Genomic DNA, 13,609 nt, shown 5'->3' on the forward strand with positions numbered 1-13,609 from the left:
CGGGCCAAAAACGCTATTGCTGCTTTGGTTTGCCGTCCAGTGTGTCGTTCAGTTTTTCAATATCGCTGTATTTTGTTTTGAGCAGATATTTCACCTGCTCGCAAATCTCTTCGGTCCGGGTGTAATAGGTGCCAGACGTCGGGCCTGAGCGCTCACATAAGACATAATTAGTGCCGAGGGGATAAAAAATAACAATAAAAGAGAGGATATTACCAACAACAAACCCTCCCCCCGCGACGTGGAAAACAATGGTAAATGTCCTGTCGAAGAATTTGGGCGGCTGCATGCTTTTTGCAAAGGCCAGGTAAGCAATACCTAAAGCAAGGCAACCCATCACCGGAACCATGAATAACATGCAAAATGAACCCCAGAAAAAATAGACGATGCTTCTTGATTCAACCAGATCGGTGAGATCCGGTACGCTGGCAATATAAAAACCCCAGGTCATTCCCCCAAAAAAGAACATACAAAGAAACAGGCTGCACCTTTTCTTAAGATTCTCCAGATTAATATTAACATTCATATCAATAAATTCCGCCATAAAGGGAGCTTCTGTACCCCAGGCGTTGGGCGTTCCACTCTTCAATTCTTTGCCGTTCTTTAAATCCCTGACGAATACACGCTATAAGTTTGTCTGATAACTTATATTTTGTGTCCACCTCATTCAAAGTCCAGGCAATGAAAAAACCTAATGCAACGACAACGACGATTTCTCCCCAAACCGGAACGGCCCCGCTAGAGAACAAGAGCGGTACGGCTAACCTAAGAGCATTACCCGCTGATTGCGAGACAAAAAGACCCACAATCACCTTCGCCACATCCATCGTCACGTTCCCCAGCAGTGCGGCGACGTCATGGTCGGATTTAAAGATCAACTCAATCAACCGCCAGCATGCGGAAAACCAGATGCAGAATCTGGCCCCTGACATTATGCCATTTCGAAATCCAGCGCGGCCAATGCCCACTTCAAGTACCTTAGGATGATTAATCCGGTAACGGGTTCCATTAAGGATGCGTCGCAAAGAAGGGTAACCTGTAATCTTCACATACAGCTTTCCCTGATAAGCATACTGCGTTGCTTTAATCCCAAGGCCTTTTAAGGTGAAGACAATCTTCCCGGCCTGCTGATAAGAAAAAAGCTTTGACAGGTTTTTAGTAGCAGAAACCGTATCTTTAATGTTACCGGCATAATTCGTCGAAAAACTGACGGGTTTACTGCCCAGCAAATCGTCAATTACGCCCTGAGCCTCCTCAGGCGTCAGCAGCATGATGTGTTGAGGATTGTTGTTCAGGTTATTTTTTAGCGTTCTGATTTCATTCTCGACACGCTGATTACGTTGCCAGTTATTTCCTCTAAGAATATCTTCACGGTGATTCCCTATCCAGTCATAATACCTTTCCATCATTACTCCTTAATAAATTCGTTCATCCCAGATACTGTATGCGCTGGTCCCAGCAATAAGGTGTTCCCAGGCAATAGACTCATACGACAGCTCAATGACTTCTTCTGGCTGACCCGCGCAGTCATCAATGGTATGAGGTACTTGCAGATGGATGCTGGATATTCTGGCATTGATAAGTTTTAGCGTGTAATAACACTCGTTTAAACCCGCCCTATTAGTTCGGTAGAAGCTAAATTCACAGTTCAATGTTTCATTGTCAGTTATGGCTTTCCCTAATAACGGCGAGGATTTATCTACCGGCTTAATAAATGTCAAACATTGATGGTTCACATTTTGTACCCGGCTCATGCCATGATTAACTGTCATTACCATTATCTGATCACGATGGGCGGGTTGTGATTTATTTCCTATCGAATTTACCGAGGCACATCCAGCAGAAATCAACCCCTGCGCCTGCCCATTCAAGGCCAACCACATTGTATTCGCCATATAAATTCCTTAGCTTTTTAAATTATATTCATATATATCTGCGATAACGTTGCAATAGCAGGATAGTGAAAAGTGGATAGCAGAATAGTGATATGACCGATATTTTAGTCACACAAAAATATAACACCAAAGGTATTACCACAGAAAAATAAATAGCAGCCATATTTGAAAGGCATTATATATTTCAGTTGAATTTATTGTCGGCACTGGCGCTATAAACACAGTGCCGATCGGCGTTATTGCTCAGGCTTAAAGCCCTCAAACCGCGAACCTTTGTAGTTCAGCGTGCCTTTATCCCCGACCGTTAACGCATGGTACTGTTGGGCATCAAGCCGGAACGTCTGCTCAAGCCCGCCGCGTTGCGGTTTAAAGCTAACCTCATAGCGCATACTGGTGCCCGCTGGCGTCACCTGCTGCTGACGCGAGCGCCGCTCGTTGATCGGCTTTTCGCGCTTATTGCTCACCACTACCTGCTTTTGCTGCAATGGCGCAGCATCGTTATCGGCTTTTTCTCGCCGCTGCGAAACAAAGCGAAACGACGCGGCGATAACAATCAAGCCAATGATAACAATGAAAAAAAGTGGTGGTTTACTCATCATTTTAACCCATCAGAAAATGCGGAAATAAGCATACCCTGCCCGTTATGGTGTTGTCATCTGCCTGCGCCGACCTCTACACTGGACAACAGGGCCGTGAGCATACCGCTCGCGAAAAAATAACGAATTCAAGGAACTAAGATGCTTTGGTCGTTTATCGCTGTCTGTCTTTCCGCATGGCTATTTGTGGACGCATCCTATCGTGGGCCAGCGTGGCAGCGCTGGGTCTTTAAACCTCTCACCCTGATTCTCCTTCTTTTACTCGCCTGGCAAGCGCCGATGTTCGACGCGATCAGCTACCTTGTGCTGGCGGGCCTGTGCGCCTCGTTGCTGGGCGATGCGTTGACGCTGTTGCCGCGCCAACGTCTGCTGTACGCCATTGGCGCATTCTTCCTGTCGCACCTGCTGTACACCCTCTATTTCGCCAGCCAGATGACGCTGTCGTTCTTCTGGCCATTGCCGTTAGTGCTGCTGGTGTTGGGCGGGTTGCTGATTGCGGTGATCTGGACGCGTCTGGAAGAGCTGCGCTGGCCGATATGCACCTTTATCGCCATGACGCTCATGATGGTCTGGCTGGCCGGTGAACTGTGGTTCTTCCGCCCGACCGCCCCGGCGCTCTCTGCTTTTATGGGCGCATCGTTGTTATTCCTCGGCAACATCGTCTGGCTGGGCAGCCATTACCGCTGCCGCTTCCGCGCGGATAACGCTATTTCCGCCGCCTGCTACTTTGCCGGGCACTTCCTGATTGTCCGCTCACTTTATCTTTAATAACGCTTGACTCTGGAGTCGACTCCAGAGTGTATCCTCCGGTTAATGAGAAAATTATCATCAACCGGAGGATGCCATGTTGACACCCGATACTGATGGCAAAAAAGTCCCACAATTTTCATCCTTCAAACTGGCGCCAGCCCCCCGGAAGGTAGATGACTGCTGCTGTGAGGGCGCCTGCGCAACGGAAGCTCTCGTTCCCGACACCATCGAAGGGACGCGTTACACCTGGAAAGTCGCCGGTATGGACTGCGCCGCCTGCGCCCGTAAAGTCGAAAACGCCGTGCGCCAGGTCGGGGGCGTCAATCAGGTACAGGTGCTGTTCGCCACCGAGAAACTGGTGGTGGATGCGAATGCCGATATCCGCCAACACGTTGAACGCGCCGTACAAAAGGCGGGTTATACCCTGCGTGATGAACAGGCCACAGCAGAGGCGCGCGAATCCCGGCTGCAAGAAAACCTGCCGCTGATCACGCTCATCATTATGATGGCGATTAGCTGGGGGCTGGAGCAATTCAACCATCCGTTCGGCCAACTGGCGTTTATCGCCACCACGCTGGTCGGCCTGTATCCCATTGCCCGTCAGGCGCTGCGCCTGATGAAAACCGGTAGCTGGTTCGCTATCGAAACGCTGATGAGCGTGGCGGCGATTGGCGCGCTGTTTATTGGCGCGACGGCGGAAGCGGCGATGGTGCTGCTGTTATTTCTGATCGGCGAACGCCTCGAAGGGTGGGCCGCCAGCCGCGCCCGCAAAGGGGTCAGCGCGCTGATGGCCCTCAAACCGGAAACCGCCACGCGCCTGCGCGATGGCGTGCGCGAAGAGGTGGCGATCAACACCCTGCAACCCGGCGACATTATCGAAGTGGCGGCAGGTGGGCGCTTACCCGCCGACGGCAGGCTGGTCTCCGGTTTCGCCAGTTTTGATGAGAGCGCGCTCACCGGCGAGTCGATTCCGGTCGAGCGCTCAACGGGCGAGAAAGTCCCCGCCGGCGCCACCAGCGTGGATCGGCTCGTCACGCTGGAAGTGCTGTCAGAACCGGGCGCCAGCGCGATTGACCGTATCCTGAAGCTGATTGAAGAAGCCGAGGAACGCCGCGCGCCCATTGAGCGTTTTATTGACCGCTTCAGCCGGATTTACACCCCGGTGATTATGGCCGTCGCGCTGCTGGTCACGCTGGTGCCGCCGCTGCTATTTGCCGCGTCCTGGCAAGAGTGGATTTATAAGGGACTCACGCTGTTGCTGATTGGCTGCCCGTGTGCGCTGGTCATTTCCACTCCGGCGGCCATCACCTCCGGGCTGGCGGCGGCGGCACGTCGCGGGGCGTTGATTAAAGGCGGCGCAGCGCTGGAGCAGCTAGGCAGAGTCACTCAGGTGGCGTTCGATAAAACCGGTACCCTGACCGTAGGGAAACCACGCGTCACCGCCATCCATCCGGCAAGCGGGATCGGCGAAGCGGAGCTGCTGGCGCTGGCGGCGGCGGTGGAACAAGGCGCGACGCACCCACTGGCGCAGGCCATTGTGCGTGAAGCGCAGACGCGTGAACTGACCATTCCGCCAGCGCTGGATCAGCGCGCGCTGGTCGGTTCGGGTATCGAAGCTCAGGTTAATGGCGAGCGCATCCTGATTTGCGCCGCAGGCAAACGCCCGGCGGAAGCCTTTGCCGGGCAAATCAGCGAACTGGAAAGCGCCGGACAGACGGTCGTGCTGGTGCTGCGCAACGACGACGTACTCGGCGTGCTCGCCCTACAGGATACGCTGCGCGATGACGCCCGCACCGCGATCGGCGAGCTTAATCAGTTAGGGGTGAAAGGCGTGATCCTGACCGGCGATAACCCACGCGCGGCAGCGGCCATTGCCGGAGAGCTGGGCCTGACGTTTAAAGCGGGCCTGCTGCCGGAAGATAAAGTCCGGGCGGTGACGGCGCTCAATCAGCACGCCCCGCTGGCGATGGTGGGTGACGGCATTAACGACGCCCCCGCAATGAAAGCCGCCGCGATAGGTATTGCGATGGGAAGCGGAACGGATGTCGCGCTGGAAACGGCAGACGCCGCCCTGACGCATAACCGCCTGCGCGGGCTGGTACAGATGATCCAGCTGGCGCGCGCCACCCACGCCAATATTCGTCAGAACATCGCGATTGCCCTGGGGCTGAAAGGGATCTTCCTCATCACCACGCTGCTCGGCATAACCGGTCTGTGGCTGGCCGTGCTGGCGGATACCGGGGCGACGGTGCTGGTGACCGCCAACGCGCTGCGGCTATTGCGTAAAGGGTAGATTGTCGCCTGATGGCGCCAGGCTTATCAGGCCTACGGGGATCATGGCACGAACCCACGCAGGCCTGCTCATCCGGCGAAGCGAAGGCGCTTACTGCACGTCGGCAATCGCCTTCATCAACGCCTGGTGTTTTTCGCCATACTGCGCGCGTACCGGTTCGGTGGCCTTCACGAAATACGCTTTATCAATTTCGTGGAACTGCACGCCGCCAGCCTTCATCTTCGCTAATGCCTCCTGGTTGTAGGCATCCCACAATTTACGCTGCTCAAACTGCGCTTCGCGCGCCAGCGTCAGGATCTTCTGCTGCTCATCCGCAGTCAGCTTGTCCCACTTCACTTTGGAATAGAGCAGCATTTCCGGGGTGATAAAGTGCCCGCTGAGGGTGTAATTCTTCGCAACCGGCATGTAGTTATGCGCGACAAAAGTCGGCGGGTTGTTTTCCGCACCGTCAATCACGCCGGTCTGCATACCGCTAAACACCTCGCTCACCCCCATCGCCACCGAGTTCGCCCCCATGTCTTTCAGCGTATCCAGCGCCACCGGGCTTCCCTGCACGCGAATCTTCATACCGTGGAGATCTTCCGGCTTTTCCACCGGGTTTTTGGTAATCAGGTTGCGCGTCCCGGAGTCCATCCAGCCAAGAAACACCAGACGTGATTTCGGGTTGTTCGTCAGCTTATCGCCAATGCTTTTCCCGATATCGCCATCAATAATTTTGTGCATGTGGTCTTCGTCGCGAAACACATAGGGCAGCGTAAAGACTTCGATATCCGGCAGAATAGCCGCCACCGGCGCCATCGATACGCGAATCATATCAATCGCGCCGATTTGCGCCTGTTCAATCATCTGTTTTTCATCGCCCAGCACGCCGCCCGGGAACACTTTAATTTCCAGTTTACCGTCGGTTTGTTGTTTGAGTTTTTCGCCCATTTTCTGCACGGCGACGACATTCGGGTAGCCCTGCGGATGGACATCCGCCGCTTTAATGACCTGCGCGAAAACGGAATGGGAAAACAGTATTGACGCGGTAGCCAGGCACAGGGAAGCCGCGAGCGGCTTGAGAGTCACTTTCATCGGGTCAGCTCCAGAGGTTGAGAGGGTAGCGTTAAAACATTGTTTTAGTTTTTACGCTTAAACCGTAGCCGATGCCCTGAAAGATGAAGGTGAAGTGCTTCACAAAAAAGCAGGAAAAATTGAAACGATGGTTTAAAAATGTCGCAGCGGTCACGCCGGTTTTATCCGGCTGAGACTCAATGCTTTTTACGCAGCAAATAGCGATATGGCAGCGAATCCGTCTCTTTCGCCATCAGCTCATGTTCCATAAACGTACAAAAGCCAGGAATATCGCGGGTTGTCGCCGGATCGTCGGCAATAATCAGCAGCGTTTCGCCCGTTTGCATGTTACGCACGGTTTTACGCACCATCATTACCGGTTCCGGGCAGCGTAGCCCCTGGGCATCAAGCGTATGGTCGGGGGAGGAAAACAGATCGGTCATCTTCGTCTCATTCACTAAAAAAACGGCTGTAGTTTACGCCCTGTTTGCCCGTAAGCAAATCAAGTTAACGATTGCGTGAAAAACAACCATTGCAATACGTTTTCAAAGCAGTATGATGCGGCGGTTTTATTGGGTTCCCTCACCCCAAATATCGATCAAAAAGGTACAATATGAACTCCTTTACTCAAATACAGCGCGTAAAAGCGTTGTTCTGGCTATCGCTATTCCACTTACTGGTGATCACCTCCAGTAACTATCTGGTACAGCTTCCGATCTCTGTTTTCGGGTTCCACACGACGTGGGGCGCCTTTAGCTTTCCCTTTATTTTTCTCGCGACCGACCTGACCGTGCGCATTTTTGGCGCGCCGCTGGCACGACGGATAATCTTTGCGGTGATGATCCCGGCGCTGCTCATCTCCTATGTCATCTCATCGCTGTTTTATATGGGTTCCTGGCAGGGATTTGGCGCGCTGCTGCACTTCAACCTGTTTGTCGCGCGTATCGCCACCGCCAGCTTTATGGCATATGCGCTGGGCCAGATTCTGGATGTACACGTCTTTAACCGCCTGCGCCAGAACCGCCGCTGGTGGATGGCTCCTACGGCCTCCACGCTGTTTGGCAACGTCAGCGATACCCTCGCCTTCTTCTTCATCGCTTTCTGGCGCAGCCCCGATGCCTTTATGGCCGAGCACTGGATGGAAATCGCCCTTGTCGATTACTGCTTCAAGGTGCTCATCAGCATCATTTTCTTCCTGCCGATGTATGGCGTATTGCTGAATATGTTGCTGAAAAGGCTGGCAGATAAATCTGAAATCTCGGCATTGCAGACGAGTTAAAGGTTCATTTTCCGAGTTGTGATAAGATGGATGAATGAGCCGTTATGGCCGTTTATCGAAAGGAAGAAGTCAATGCGCAATCTGGTTAAATATGTCGGTATTGGCCTGCTGGTTATGGGGCTTGCGGCCTGTGATAACAACGATACCAATGCTCCGGCAGAGGGAACCTCTACGGAAAGCAACGCAACCGGACAACCTGTCAGCCTGCTGGACGGTAAGCTGACGTTCTCACTGCCAGCGGATATGACCGACCAGAGCGGCAAGCTGGGCACTCAGGCCAATAATATGCACGTCTACTCTGACGCGACAGGCCAGAAAGCGGTGATCGTGATTGTTGGCGATAACACCAATGAAGACCTCGCCGTGCTGGCGAAACGTCTGGAAGATCAACAGCGCAGCCGCGACCCGCAGTTGCAGGTCGTGACCAATAAAGCCATCGAGCTGAAAGGCCACACGCTGCAACAGCTGGACAGCATTATCTCTGCGAAAGGCCAGACCGCGTACTCTTCCGTACTGCTGGGCAAAGTGGATAACCAACTGCTGACCCTGCAAATCACGCTGCCAGCAGACGATCAGCAGAAGGCGCAAACCGCCGCTGAAAACATCATTAACACGCTGGTTATCCAGTAACGGTTAAGACGATGACACGGCCTCCTGCGATACCGCCGGAGGCCGTTTTTTTAACCGCCAGGTCAGCAACAGCGCAATCGCCACCAGACCCGCCGCCGCCAGATAGATAACCGGCACGCCCGCCCAGGTCATCAGCAGCCCCGCCAGCGGCCCGGTCACGCCCAACGATAAATCCATAAACACCGTATAGGTCGCCAGCGCCGCCCCCTGATTCTGCTGCGGCACCGCCTTTACCGCTACCACGCCCAGCGCCGGGAAGACCAGCGAGAACCCCGCCCCCGCCAGTAGCACGCCAATTTTCGCCATCCACGGCATCAGCGCAACGCCCACCAGCAGCAGCCCGATAATCTCCACGCTAAAGCAGATCATCGCCACGTTTAAGCCGCCTAACCGATTGATGCCATTGGGGAACAATAAACGGGCGCCCACAAACGCACAGCTAAACAGCGTGAGCGCGAAGGCGGCGCCATCCCACCCTTTCGCGTCATAAAACAGCGTGATGAAGGTGGCGATAACGCCGAATCCCGCGGATGCCAGCGCCAGCGCCATTCCATACAGCCAGACGCGCCCAAGCACGGCGCGAAATGGCAGCGGTTTGCCCTTACTGGCTTTCACCGCCGGGCGCGGGAGCGCAAACAGCACGGCCAGCAGCGCCACGCCCATGATCGTCAACGCCAGCCCCTGTAACCCGCCCCAGGCGTAAAACAGCACGCCAAGCGGGGCGCCCATCGCCATCGCGCCATACGTGACAATACCGTTCCACGAAATCACCCGGCCAATATGCAGCGACCCCACCACGCCTACGCCCCAGAGCGTTGATCCGGTTCCGGCGAAGCTTTGTCCAATACCCAGAATGACACGCCCCAGGCATAACAGCAGCAGGCTTGCAATCGGCCAGCCGCTGGCGAATCCCGCCAGGAGATAGCTCAGGCCGCTCAGAAAGCAGCCGCACAAACCAAAGACGACAACCTTTTTCGGCCCCAGCAGGTCAGCGTAGCGCCCCGCATGAGGGCGGCTCACGAGCGTCGCAAAATATTGTAAGCTTATGACCAGCCCCGCCCAGAAGGCGCTAAACCCCATCACATCATGGACATAGCCCGGCAGGACTGCGAGCGGCAAACCGATCGTCAGATAACTGGCGAAGTTAAAAATCACAACAGAAACGATACGCAGATTGAGGCGCAATCCGCTAAGCGCCGGTTCAGCGACGGGTTCGGGCATGGGAGGTCACCACGTTTTTACAACAGTGTTTCATTTTTATCATGCTGAGTCGCGAAAATCAGTAGCAAGATTAAGAATATTGGTCTCAGGCCAGGCGCTACACTTAGAAAAAATGCAAAAAGGAAGATGACATGACAACCCCTCACCCCGACAAAACGGGGATGCATATTCTGCTCAAACTGGCGTCGTTGGTCGTCATACTGGCAGGGCTTCATGCCGCAGCAGATATTATTGTGCAGCTCTTACTGGCACTCTTTTTCGCCATTGTCCTCAACCCGCTGGTAACCTGGTTTATTCGTCGCGGCGTTAACCGCCCGGTGGCGATTACCCTCGTGGTGGTCGTGATGCTTATCGTGCTGACGGCGCTGATCGGCGTGCTGGCTGCGTCAATCAATGAATTCGTCGCCATGCTGCCGAAATACAACAAGGAGCTGACGCGTAAGGTTCTGCATTTGCAGGAGATGCTGCCCTTCCTCAACCTGCACATGTCGCCGGAACGCCTGCTGCAACGTATCGACTCCGATAAACTGATGACCTTCACCACCACACTGATGACCGGCCTTTCCGGGGCGATGGCAAGTGTAGTCCTGCTGGTGATGACGGTGGTGTTTATGCTGTTCGAAGTCCGCCACGTTCCCTACAAACTGCGTTTCGCGCTGAACAACCCGCAAATTCACATTGCGGGTTTACACCGGGCGCTCAAAGGCGTGTCGCACTATCTGGCACTGAAAACGCTGCTGAGCCTGTGGACCGGCGTGATTGTCTGGCTGGGGCTGGCGCTGATGGACATCCAGTTTGCGCTGATGTGGGGCGTGCTGGCGTTTTTACTCAACTATGTCCCTAACATTGGTTCGGTCATTTCAGCAGTGCCGCCGATGATTCAGGCGCTGCTGTTCAACGGTTTCTACGAATGCGTTCTGGTCGGCGCGCTCTTTCTGGTGGTGCATATGATCATCGGCAATATCCTGGAACCGCGCATGATGGGCCACCGCCTGGGAATGTCCACGCTGGTGGTGTTCCTCTCTTTACTGGTGTGGGGATGGTTATTAGGCCCGGTAGGAATGCTGCTTTCCGTTCCGCTTACCAGCGTCTGTAAGATCTGGATGGAGACCACCAAAGGCGGCAGCAAGCTGGCGATTTTACTGGGGCCGGGTCGCCCGAAAAGTCGGTTGCCCGGATAATTAATTTACCTACCAACCAGGGTAGTTTTTATCTACGCACCTGCCCGGTAAACTGTCATGCGTTTTAAATATATGTGGCAGTTTACCTTAAATGAAATATGTCCTGCCGCCCGTTATTTAATAAATAAGAAACAGCATTCACCGGAATAAAGCGACTTAACTCAAACAGATATAACAATATCGCATTCAGCCGGTTTTCGCGTGAAATGAAAAATGCATAAAATAAAAACCGACGCCATTATGGCTGGCGTTCGTTATTAATAAATTAATAAGCACATTATTAGTCAACTAGTTAATTGATAGGGAGTTTTCATGAAACAATTCATTAAATGGTTTGCCGCTATTGCGGTTGTGGGTACTCTGGCGGGTTGCGCGCGTACTGCGCCTATCGATCAGGTTCACTCCAGCGTGAGCGCGGGCCATACTCAGGAGCAGGTCAAAAACGCCATTCTGAAGGCAGGCGTTCAACGTCAATGGATCATGTCTGAAGTCGGGCCTGGCGTTATCAAAGGACGTCAGCAGACGCGCAACCACGTCGCTGAAGTGCGCATTACCTACTCCGCCACCCGCTACGACATCAAATACGACAGCAGCCTCAATTTGCAGGCTTCCGGCGGCAAAATTCACAAAAACTACAACCGCTGGGTACATAACCTGGACAAAGACATCCAGGTTAACTTGTCCGCAGGCGCGGGTCTGTAATTCAGGCGGTACGCACTTTCATTCAGGCGGCATTGAACTGAACGTTCACGCGTCAAAAGCGGCGGCCTGAAAGATGACGCGGATTATTAAAGTCGGGTCGAAGACGGCCCGATAACTCGCTTTTACCCCCTCTTAACAGGTTGTCCCCATTATGTACGAACAGGACTCGCTTAGCGCACTGGATGCCATCACGGAAGCACAACGTATCGCCTTCGCCCCCATGCTTTTCCAGGCCGCATTGTGTCTGCGTAACGCGGGTGTGCTGACATATCTGGATCGGCAGGGTAAACGCGGCGCAACGCTCGACGATATCACTGAAAACAGCAGCATCAATGAATATGCCGCCAGCGTACTGCTGGATATGGGATTAAGCGGACGTATTATTACTCACAAAGAGGGGCATTATTATCTCGCGAAGGTGGGGCATTTTCTTCTGCATGACGCCATGACCCGCATAAATATGGATTTCACCCAGGATGTTTGCTATCAGGGGCTGTTTTATCTGGAAAATGCGCTAAAGGAAGGCAAACCGTCAGGACTGAAAATATTCGGCGACTGGCCAACGATTTATCCCGCGCTGTCGCAATTACCGCAGGCGGCGCGTGACAGCTGGTTCGCCTTCGATCATTACTATTCCGACGGCGCATTTGACGCCGCGCTGCCTTATGTATTCGCCAGTCGCCCGGCAACCCTGTACGATGTGGGCGGAAATACCGGGAAATGGGCATTACGCTGCTGCCAGTACGATGAAAATATCGCGGTCACTTTATTAGATTTGCCACAACAAATTGCACTTGCCCGTAAAAATATCGAAAATGCAGGATTATCTCATCGCATAGATTTCCATGCAGTGGATATGCTGGGTGATACGCCTTTACCCGGAGAGGCCGATATCTGGTGGATGAGCCAATTTCTGGACTGCTTTTCACCGGAACAGATTATCACCATGCTCAGTAACGTTGCCCGCGTGATGAAACCCGGCGCAAGGCTGTGCATTATGGAGCTGTTCTGGGATGCGCAGAAATTTGAAGCGGCCTCTTTTAGCCTGAATGCGTCTTCGCTTTATTTTACCTGTATGGCAAATGGCAACAGCCGTTTCTACAGCGTAGAGAAGTTTTATCACTATCTGGACATGGCAGGGTTTCAGGTGGATGAACGCCATGACAACCTGGGCGTTGGGCATACTTTATTGATATGCCAAAAGAAAAAATAACAAAGTGACGTTAAAAAAACGTCACTGGTATCACCGGATTACCGCGGACGCGCGTTGATGAAATTTGCACTAAACATAACAGACTGGCAGGCCAGAGCCCCAGGACTTAGCGAAGCGACCCACTGGCAGCAGTGGTCGCGGGAGCCGTACGCCATCGATCCCGCCGCGCCGCAGGCAAAACTGCACGAACTCCCGATGATGACCGCCCGGCGGCTCAGTTCCGGCAGCAAACTGGCGGTGGAATGCGGGCTGGCCATGCTGCGTCGCCACGATATCGACGCGGTGCTCTATACCAGCCGCCACGGCGAACTGGAGCGTAACTACCGCATCCTGCACGCGCTGGCGATGGAACAGGCGCTCTCTCCCACCGATTTCGCCCTGTCAGTACACAATTCCGCGGTCGGTAATCTGACCATTGCCGCAAAACAGCCGGTTGTCTCATCCTCGCTTTCCGCCGGGAGAGACACCTTCCAGCAAGGGTTGTGCGAAGTGATGTGCCTGCTTCAGGCGGGTTATCAGCGGGTACTGATGGTCGATTTCGACGGCTTTCTGCCCGAGTTTTACCATCCGCGATTACCGCCGCAGATGCCGACCTGGCCTTACGCCGTCGCCTTTGTCATTGAAGCGGGGAATTCGCTGTCCTGCGCCACGCGGCCCGGCGCGCCTCAGGATGAAACGCCGCTTCCGCAAAGCCTGCTGTTTTTACAGCGTTACTTACAAAACGCCGACGCCTTTACGCTGCCGGGCGAGCGGGTAGAGTGGCAGTGGAGCCGCGCGTGAATACGCTTCTGGCGCGCCT

The 13,609-nt window shown here is 53.9% G+C and carries 15 protein-coding genes; 8 read left to right on the forward strand and 7 right to left on the reverse strand.

Translation table 11 applies throughout. The annotated features are described in order from the left end of the window. Nucleotides 1–13 precede the first annotated feature (13 nt). From OGV83_RS08520 to OGV83_RS08535, 4 genes are all read right to left on the reverse strand, one after another. Nucleotides 14–541, reverse strand: coding sequence for a DUF1240 domain-containing protein (locus OGV83_RS08520; protein ID WP_248622796.1), 528 nt, complete (start codon nucleotides 539–541; stop codon nucleotides 14–16). Continuing rightward, a complete protein-coding gene (locus OGV83_RS08525; protein WP_058668227.1) occupies nucleotides 525–1,403 on the reverse strand; it encodes a hypothetical protein in 879 nt (292 codons plus the stop codon). Before OGV83_RS08525 ends, OGV83_RS08520 begins: the two co-directional genes overlap by 17 nt. A gap of 9 nt (nucleotides 1,404–1,412) precedes the next feature. Next, the gene (locus OGV83_RS08530; RefSeq protein WP_058668228.1) at nucleotides 1,413–1,892 is read right to left on the reverse strand and encodes an Hcp family type VI secretion system effector; all 480 of its coding nucleotides are present in this window, start codon (nucleotides 1,890–1,892) and stop codon (nucleotides 1,413–1,415) included. A 236-nt stretch (nucleotides 1,893–2,128) separates the two neighbouring features. Beyond that, complete coding sequence (locus OGV83_RS08535) at nucleotides 2,129–2,488, reverse strand: DUF2500 domain-containing protein (RefSeq protein ID WP_058668229.1); 360 nt, start codon at nucleotides 2,486–2,488, stop codon at nucleotides 2,129–2,131. A gap of 141 nt (nucleotides 2,489–2,629) precedes the next feature. On the opposite strand from OGV83_RS08535, the gene OGV83_RS08540 reads away from it, so the two are divergent. Next, nucleotides 2,630–3,256, forward strand: coding sequence for a lysoplasmalogenase (locus OGV83_RS08540; protein ID WP_012135582.1), 627 nt, complete (start codon nucleotides 2,630–2,632; stop codon nucleotides 3,254–3,256). A gap of 76 nt (nucleotides 3,257–3,332) precedes the next feature. Next, complete coding sequence (gene zntA / locus OGV83_RS08545) at nucleotides 3,333–5,531, forward strand: Zn(II)/Cd(II)/Pb(II) translocating P-type ATPase ZntA (protein ID WP_199977290.1); 2,199 nt, start codon at nucleotides 3,333–3,335, stop codon at nucleotides 5,529–5,531. A 90-nt stretch (nucleotides 5,532–5,621) separates the two neighbouring features. Here zntA and OGV83_RS08550 read toward each other — a convergent pair whose 3' ends face one another. Further along, a complete protein-coding gene (locus OGV83_RS08550) occupies nucleotides 5,622–6,605 on the reverse strand; it encodes a TRAP transporter substrate-binding protein (RefSeq protein ID WP_012135584.1) in 984 nt (327 codons plus the stop codon). A 176-nt stretch (nucleotides 6,606–6,781) separates the two neighbouring features. After that, entirely contained in the window at nucleotides 6,782–7,027 is a 246-nt protein-coding gene (gene tusA, locus OGV83_RS08555) for a sulfurtransferase TusA (protein WP_012135585.1), read from the reverse strand. 170 nt (nucleotides 7,028–7,197) lie between these two features. Between tusA and OGV83_RS08560 the strand changes: the two genes are divergently transcribed. Continuing rightward, the gene (locus tag OGV83_RS08560; RefSeq protein WP_012135586.1) at nucleotides 7,198–7,863 is read left to right on the forward strand and encodes a 7-cyano-7-deazaguanine/7-aminomethyl-7-deazaguanine transporter; all 666 of its coding nucleotides are present in this window, start codon (nucleotides 7,198–7,200) and stop codon (nucleotides 7,861–7,863) included. Nucleotides 7,864–7,935: 72 nt separating this feature from the next. Then, a complete protein-coding gene (locus tag OGV83_RS08565; protein WP_024131033.1) occupies nucleotides 7,936–8,493 on the forward strand; it encodes a DcrB family lipoprotein in 558 nt (185 codons plus the stop codon). A 3-nt stretch (nucleotides 8,494–8,496) separates the two neighbouring features. Here the strand turns inward: OGV83_RS08565 and OGV83_RS08570 are convergent, their stop codons facing one another. Continuing rightward, nucleotides 8,497–9,714: an MFS transporter gene (locus OGV83_RS08570; RefSeq protein ID WP_012135588.1), complete on the reverse strand. Its 1,218-nt coding sequence runs from the start codon at nucleotides 9,712–9,714 to the stop codon at nucleotides 8,497–8,499. A 131-nt stretch (nucleotides 9,715–9,845) separates the two neighbouring features. Here OGV83_RS08570 and OGV83_RS08575 point away from each other — a divergent pair, with 131 nt between their 5' ends. The 4 genes from OGV83_RS08575 to OGV83_RS08590 all read left to right on the forward strand — a co-directional run bounded on the left by OGV83_RS08575 (nucleotide 9,846) and on the right by OGV83_RS08590 (nucleotide 13,590). Continuing rightward, complete coding sequence (locus tag OGV83_RS08575; RefSeq protein ID WP_012135589.1) at nucleotides 9,846–10,895, forward strand: AI-2E family transporter; 1,050 nt, start codon at nucleotides 9,846–9,848, stop codon at nucleotides 10,893–10,895. A 324-nt stretch (nucleotides 10,896–11,219) separates the two neighbouring features. After that, nucleotides 11,220–11,597 (forward strand): hypothetical protein, encoded by a 378-nt coding sequence (locus OGV83_RS08580; RefSeq protein ID WP_286463518.1) that lies wholly within the window; start codon nucleotides 11,220–11,222, stop codon nucleotides 11,595–11,597. Between the two features lie 151 nt (nucleotides 11,598–11,748). Continuing rightward, on the forward strand, nucleotides 11,749–12,810 hold the full coding sequence (locus tag OGV83_RS08585) for a class I SAM-dependent methyltransferase (protein ID WP_012135593.1): 1,062 nt from the start codon (nucleotides 11,749–11,751) through the stop codon (nucleotides 12,808–12,810). Nucleotides 12,811–12,867: 57 nt separating this feature from the next. Beyond that, nucleotides 12,868–13,590 carry a beta-ketoacyl synthase chain length factor gene (locus OGV83_RS08590; RefSeq protein ID WP_114848077.1) on the forward strand — a complete coding sequence of 241 codons (723 nt, stop codon included), beginning with the start codon at nucleotides 12,868–12,870 and terminating at the stop codon, nucleotides 13,588–13,590. Nucleotides 13,591–13,609: the final 19 nt, after the last annotated feature.

It is taken from the genome of Citrobacter sp. CK189 (assembly GCF_030333505.1).
Taxonomy (GTDB): Bacteria; Pseudomonadota; Gammaproteobacteria; order Enterobacterales; family Enterobacteriaceae; genus Citrobacter_B; species Citrobacter_B koseri.

Coding starts and splice junctions, on each gene's coding strand:
- OGV83_RS08520 (WP_248622796.1), bottom strand. CDS start 541: ATGGCGGAATTTATTGATATGAATGTTAATATTAATCTGGAGAATCTT.
- OGV83_RS08525 (WP_058668227.1), bottom strand. CDS start 1,403: ATGGAAAGGTATTATGACTGGATAGGGAATCACCGTGAAGATATTCTT.
- OGV83_RS08530 (WP_058668228.1), bottom strand. CDS start 1,892: ATGGCGAATACAATGTGGTTGGCCTTGAATGGGCAGGCGCAGGGGTTG.
- OGV83_RS08535 (WP_058668229.1), bottom strand. CDS start 2,488: ATGAGTAAACCACCACTTTTTTTCATTGTTATCATTGGCTTGATTGTT.
- OGV83_RS08540 (WP_012135582.1), top strand. CDS start 2,630: ATGCTTTGGTCGTTTATCGCTGTCTGTCTTTCCGCATGGCTATTTGTG.
- zntA (WP_199977290.1), top strand. CDS start 3,333: ATGTTGACACCCGATACTGATGGCAAAAAAGTCCCACAATTTTCATCC.
- OGV83_RS08550 (WP_012135584.1), bottom strand. CDS start 6,605: ATGAAAGTGACTCTCAAGCCGCTCGCGGCTTCCCTGTGCCTGGCTACC.
- tusA (WP_012135585.1), bottom strand. CDS start 7,027: ATGACCGATCTGTTTTCCTCCCCCGACCATACGCTTGATGCCCAGGGG.
- OGV83_RS08560 (WP_012135586.1), top strand. CDS start 7,198: ATGAACTCCTTTACTCAAATACAGCGCGTAAAAGCGTTGTTCTGGCTA.
- OGV83_RS08565 (WP_024131033.1), top strand. CDS start 7,936: ATGCGCAATCTGGTTAAATATGTCGGTATTGGCCTGCTGGTTATGGGG.
- OGV83_RS08570 (WP_012135588.1), bottom strand. CDS start 9,714: ATGCCCGAACCCGTCGCTGAACCGGCGCTTAGCGGATTGCGCCTCAAT.
- OGV83_RS08575 (WP_012135589.1), top strand. CDS start 9,846: ATGACAACCCCTCACCCCGACAAAACGGGGATGCATATTCTGCTCAAA.
- OGV83_RS08585 (WP_012135593.1), top strand. CDS start 11,749: ATGTACGAACAGGACTCGCTTAGCGCACTGGATGCCATCACGGAAGCA.
- OGV83_RS08590 (WP_114848077.1), top strand. CDS start 12,868: ATGAAATTTGCACTAAACATAACAGACTGGCAGGCCAGAGCCCCAGGA.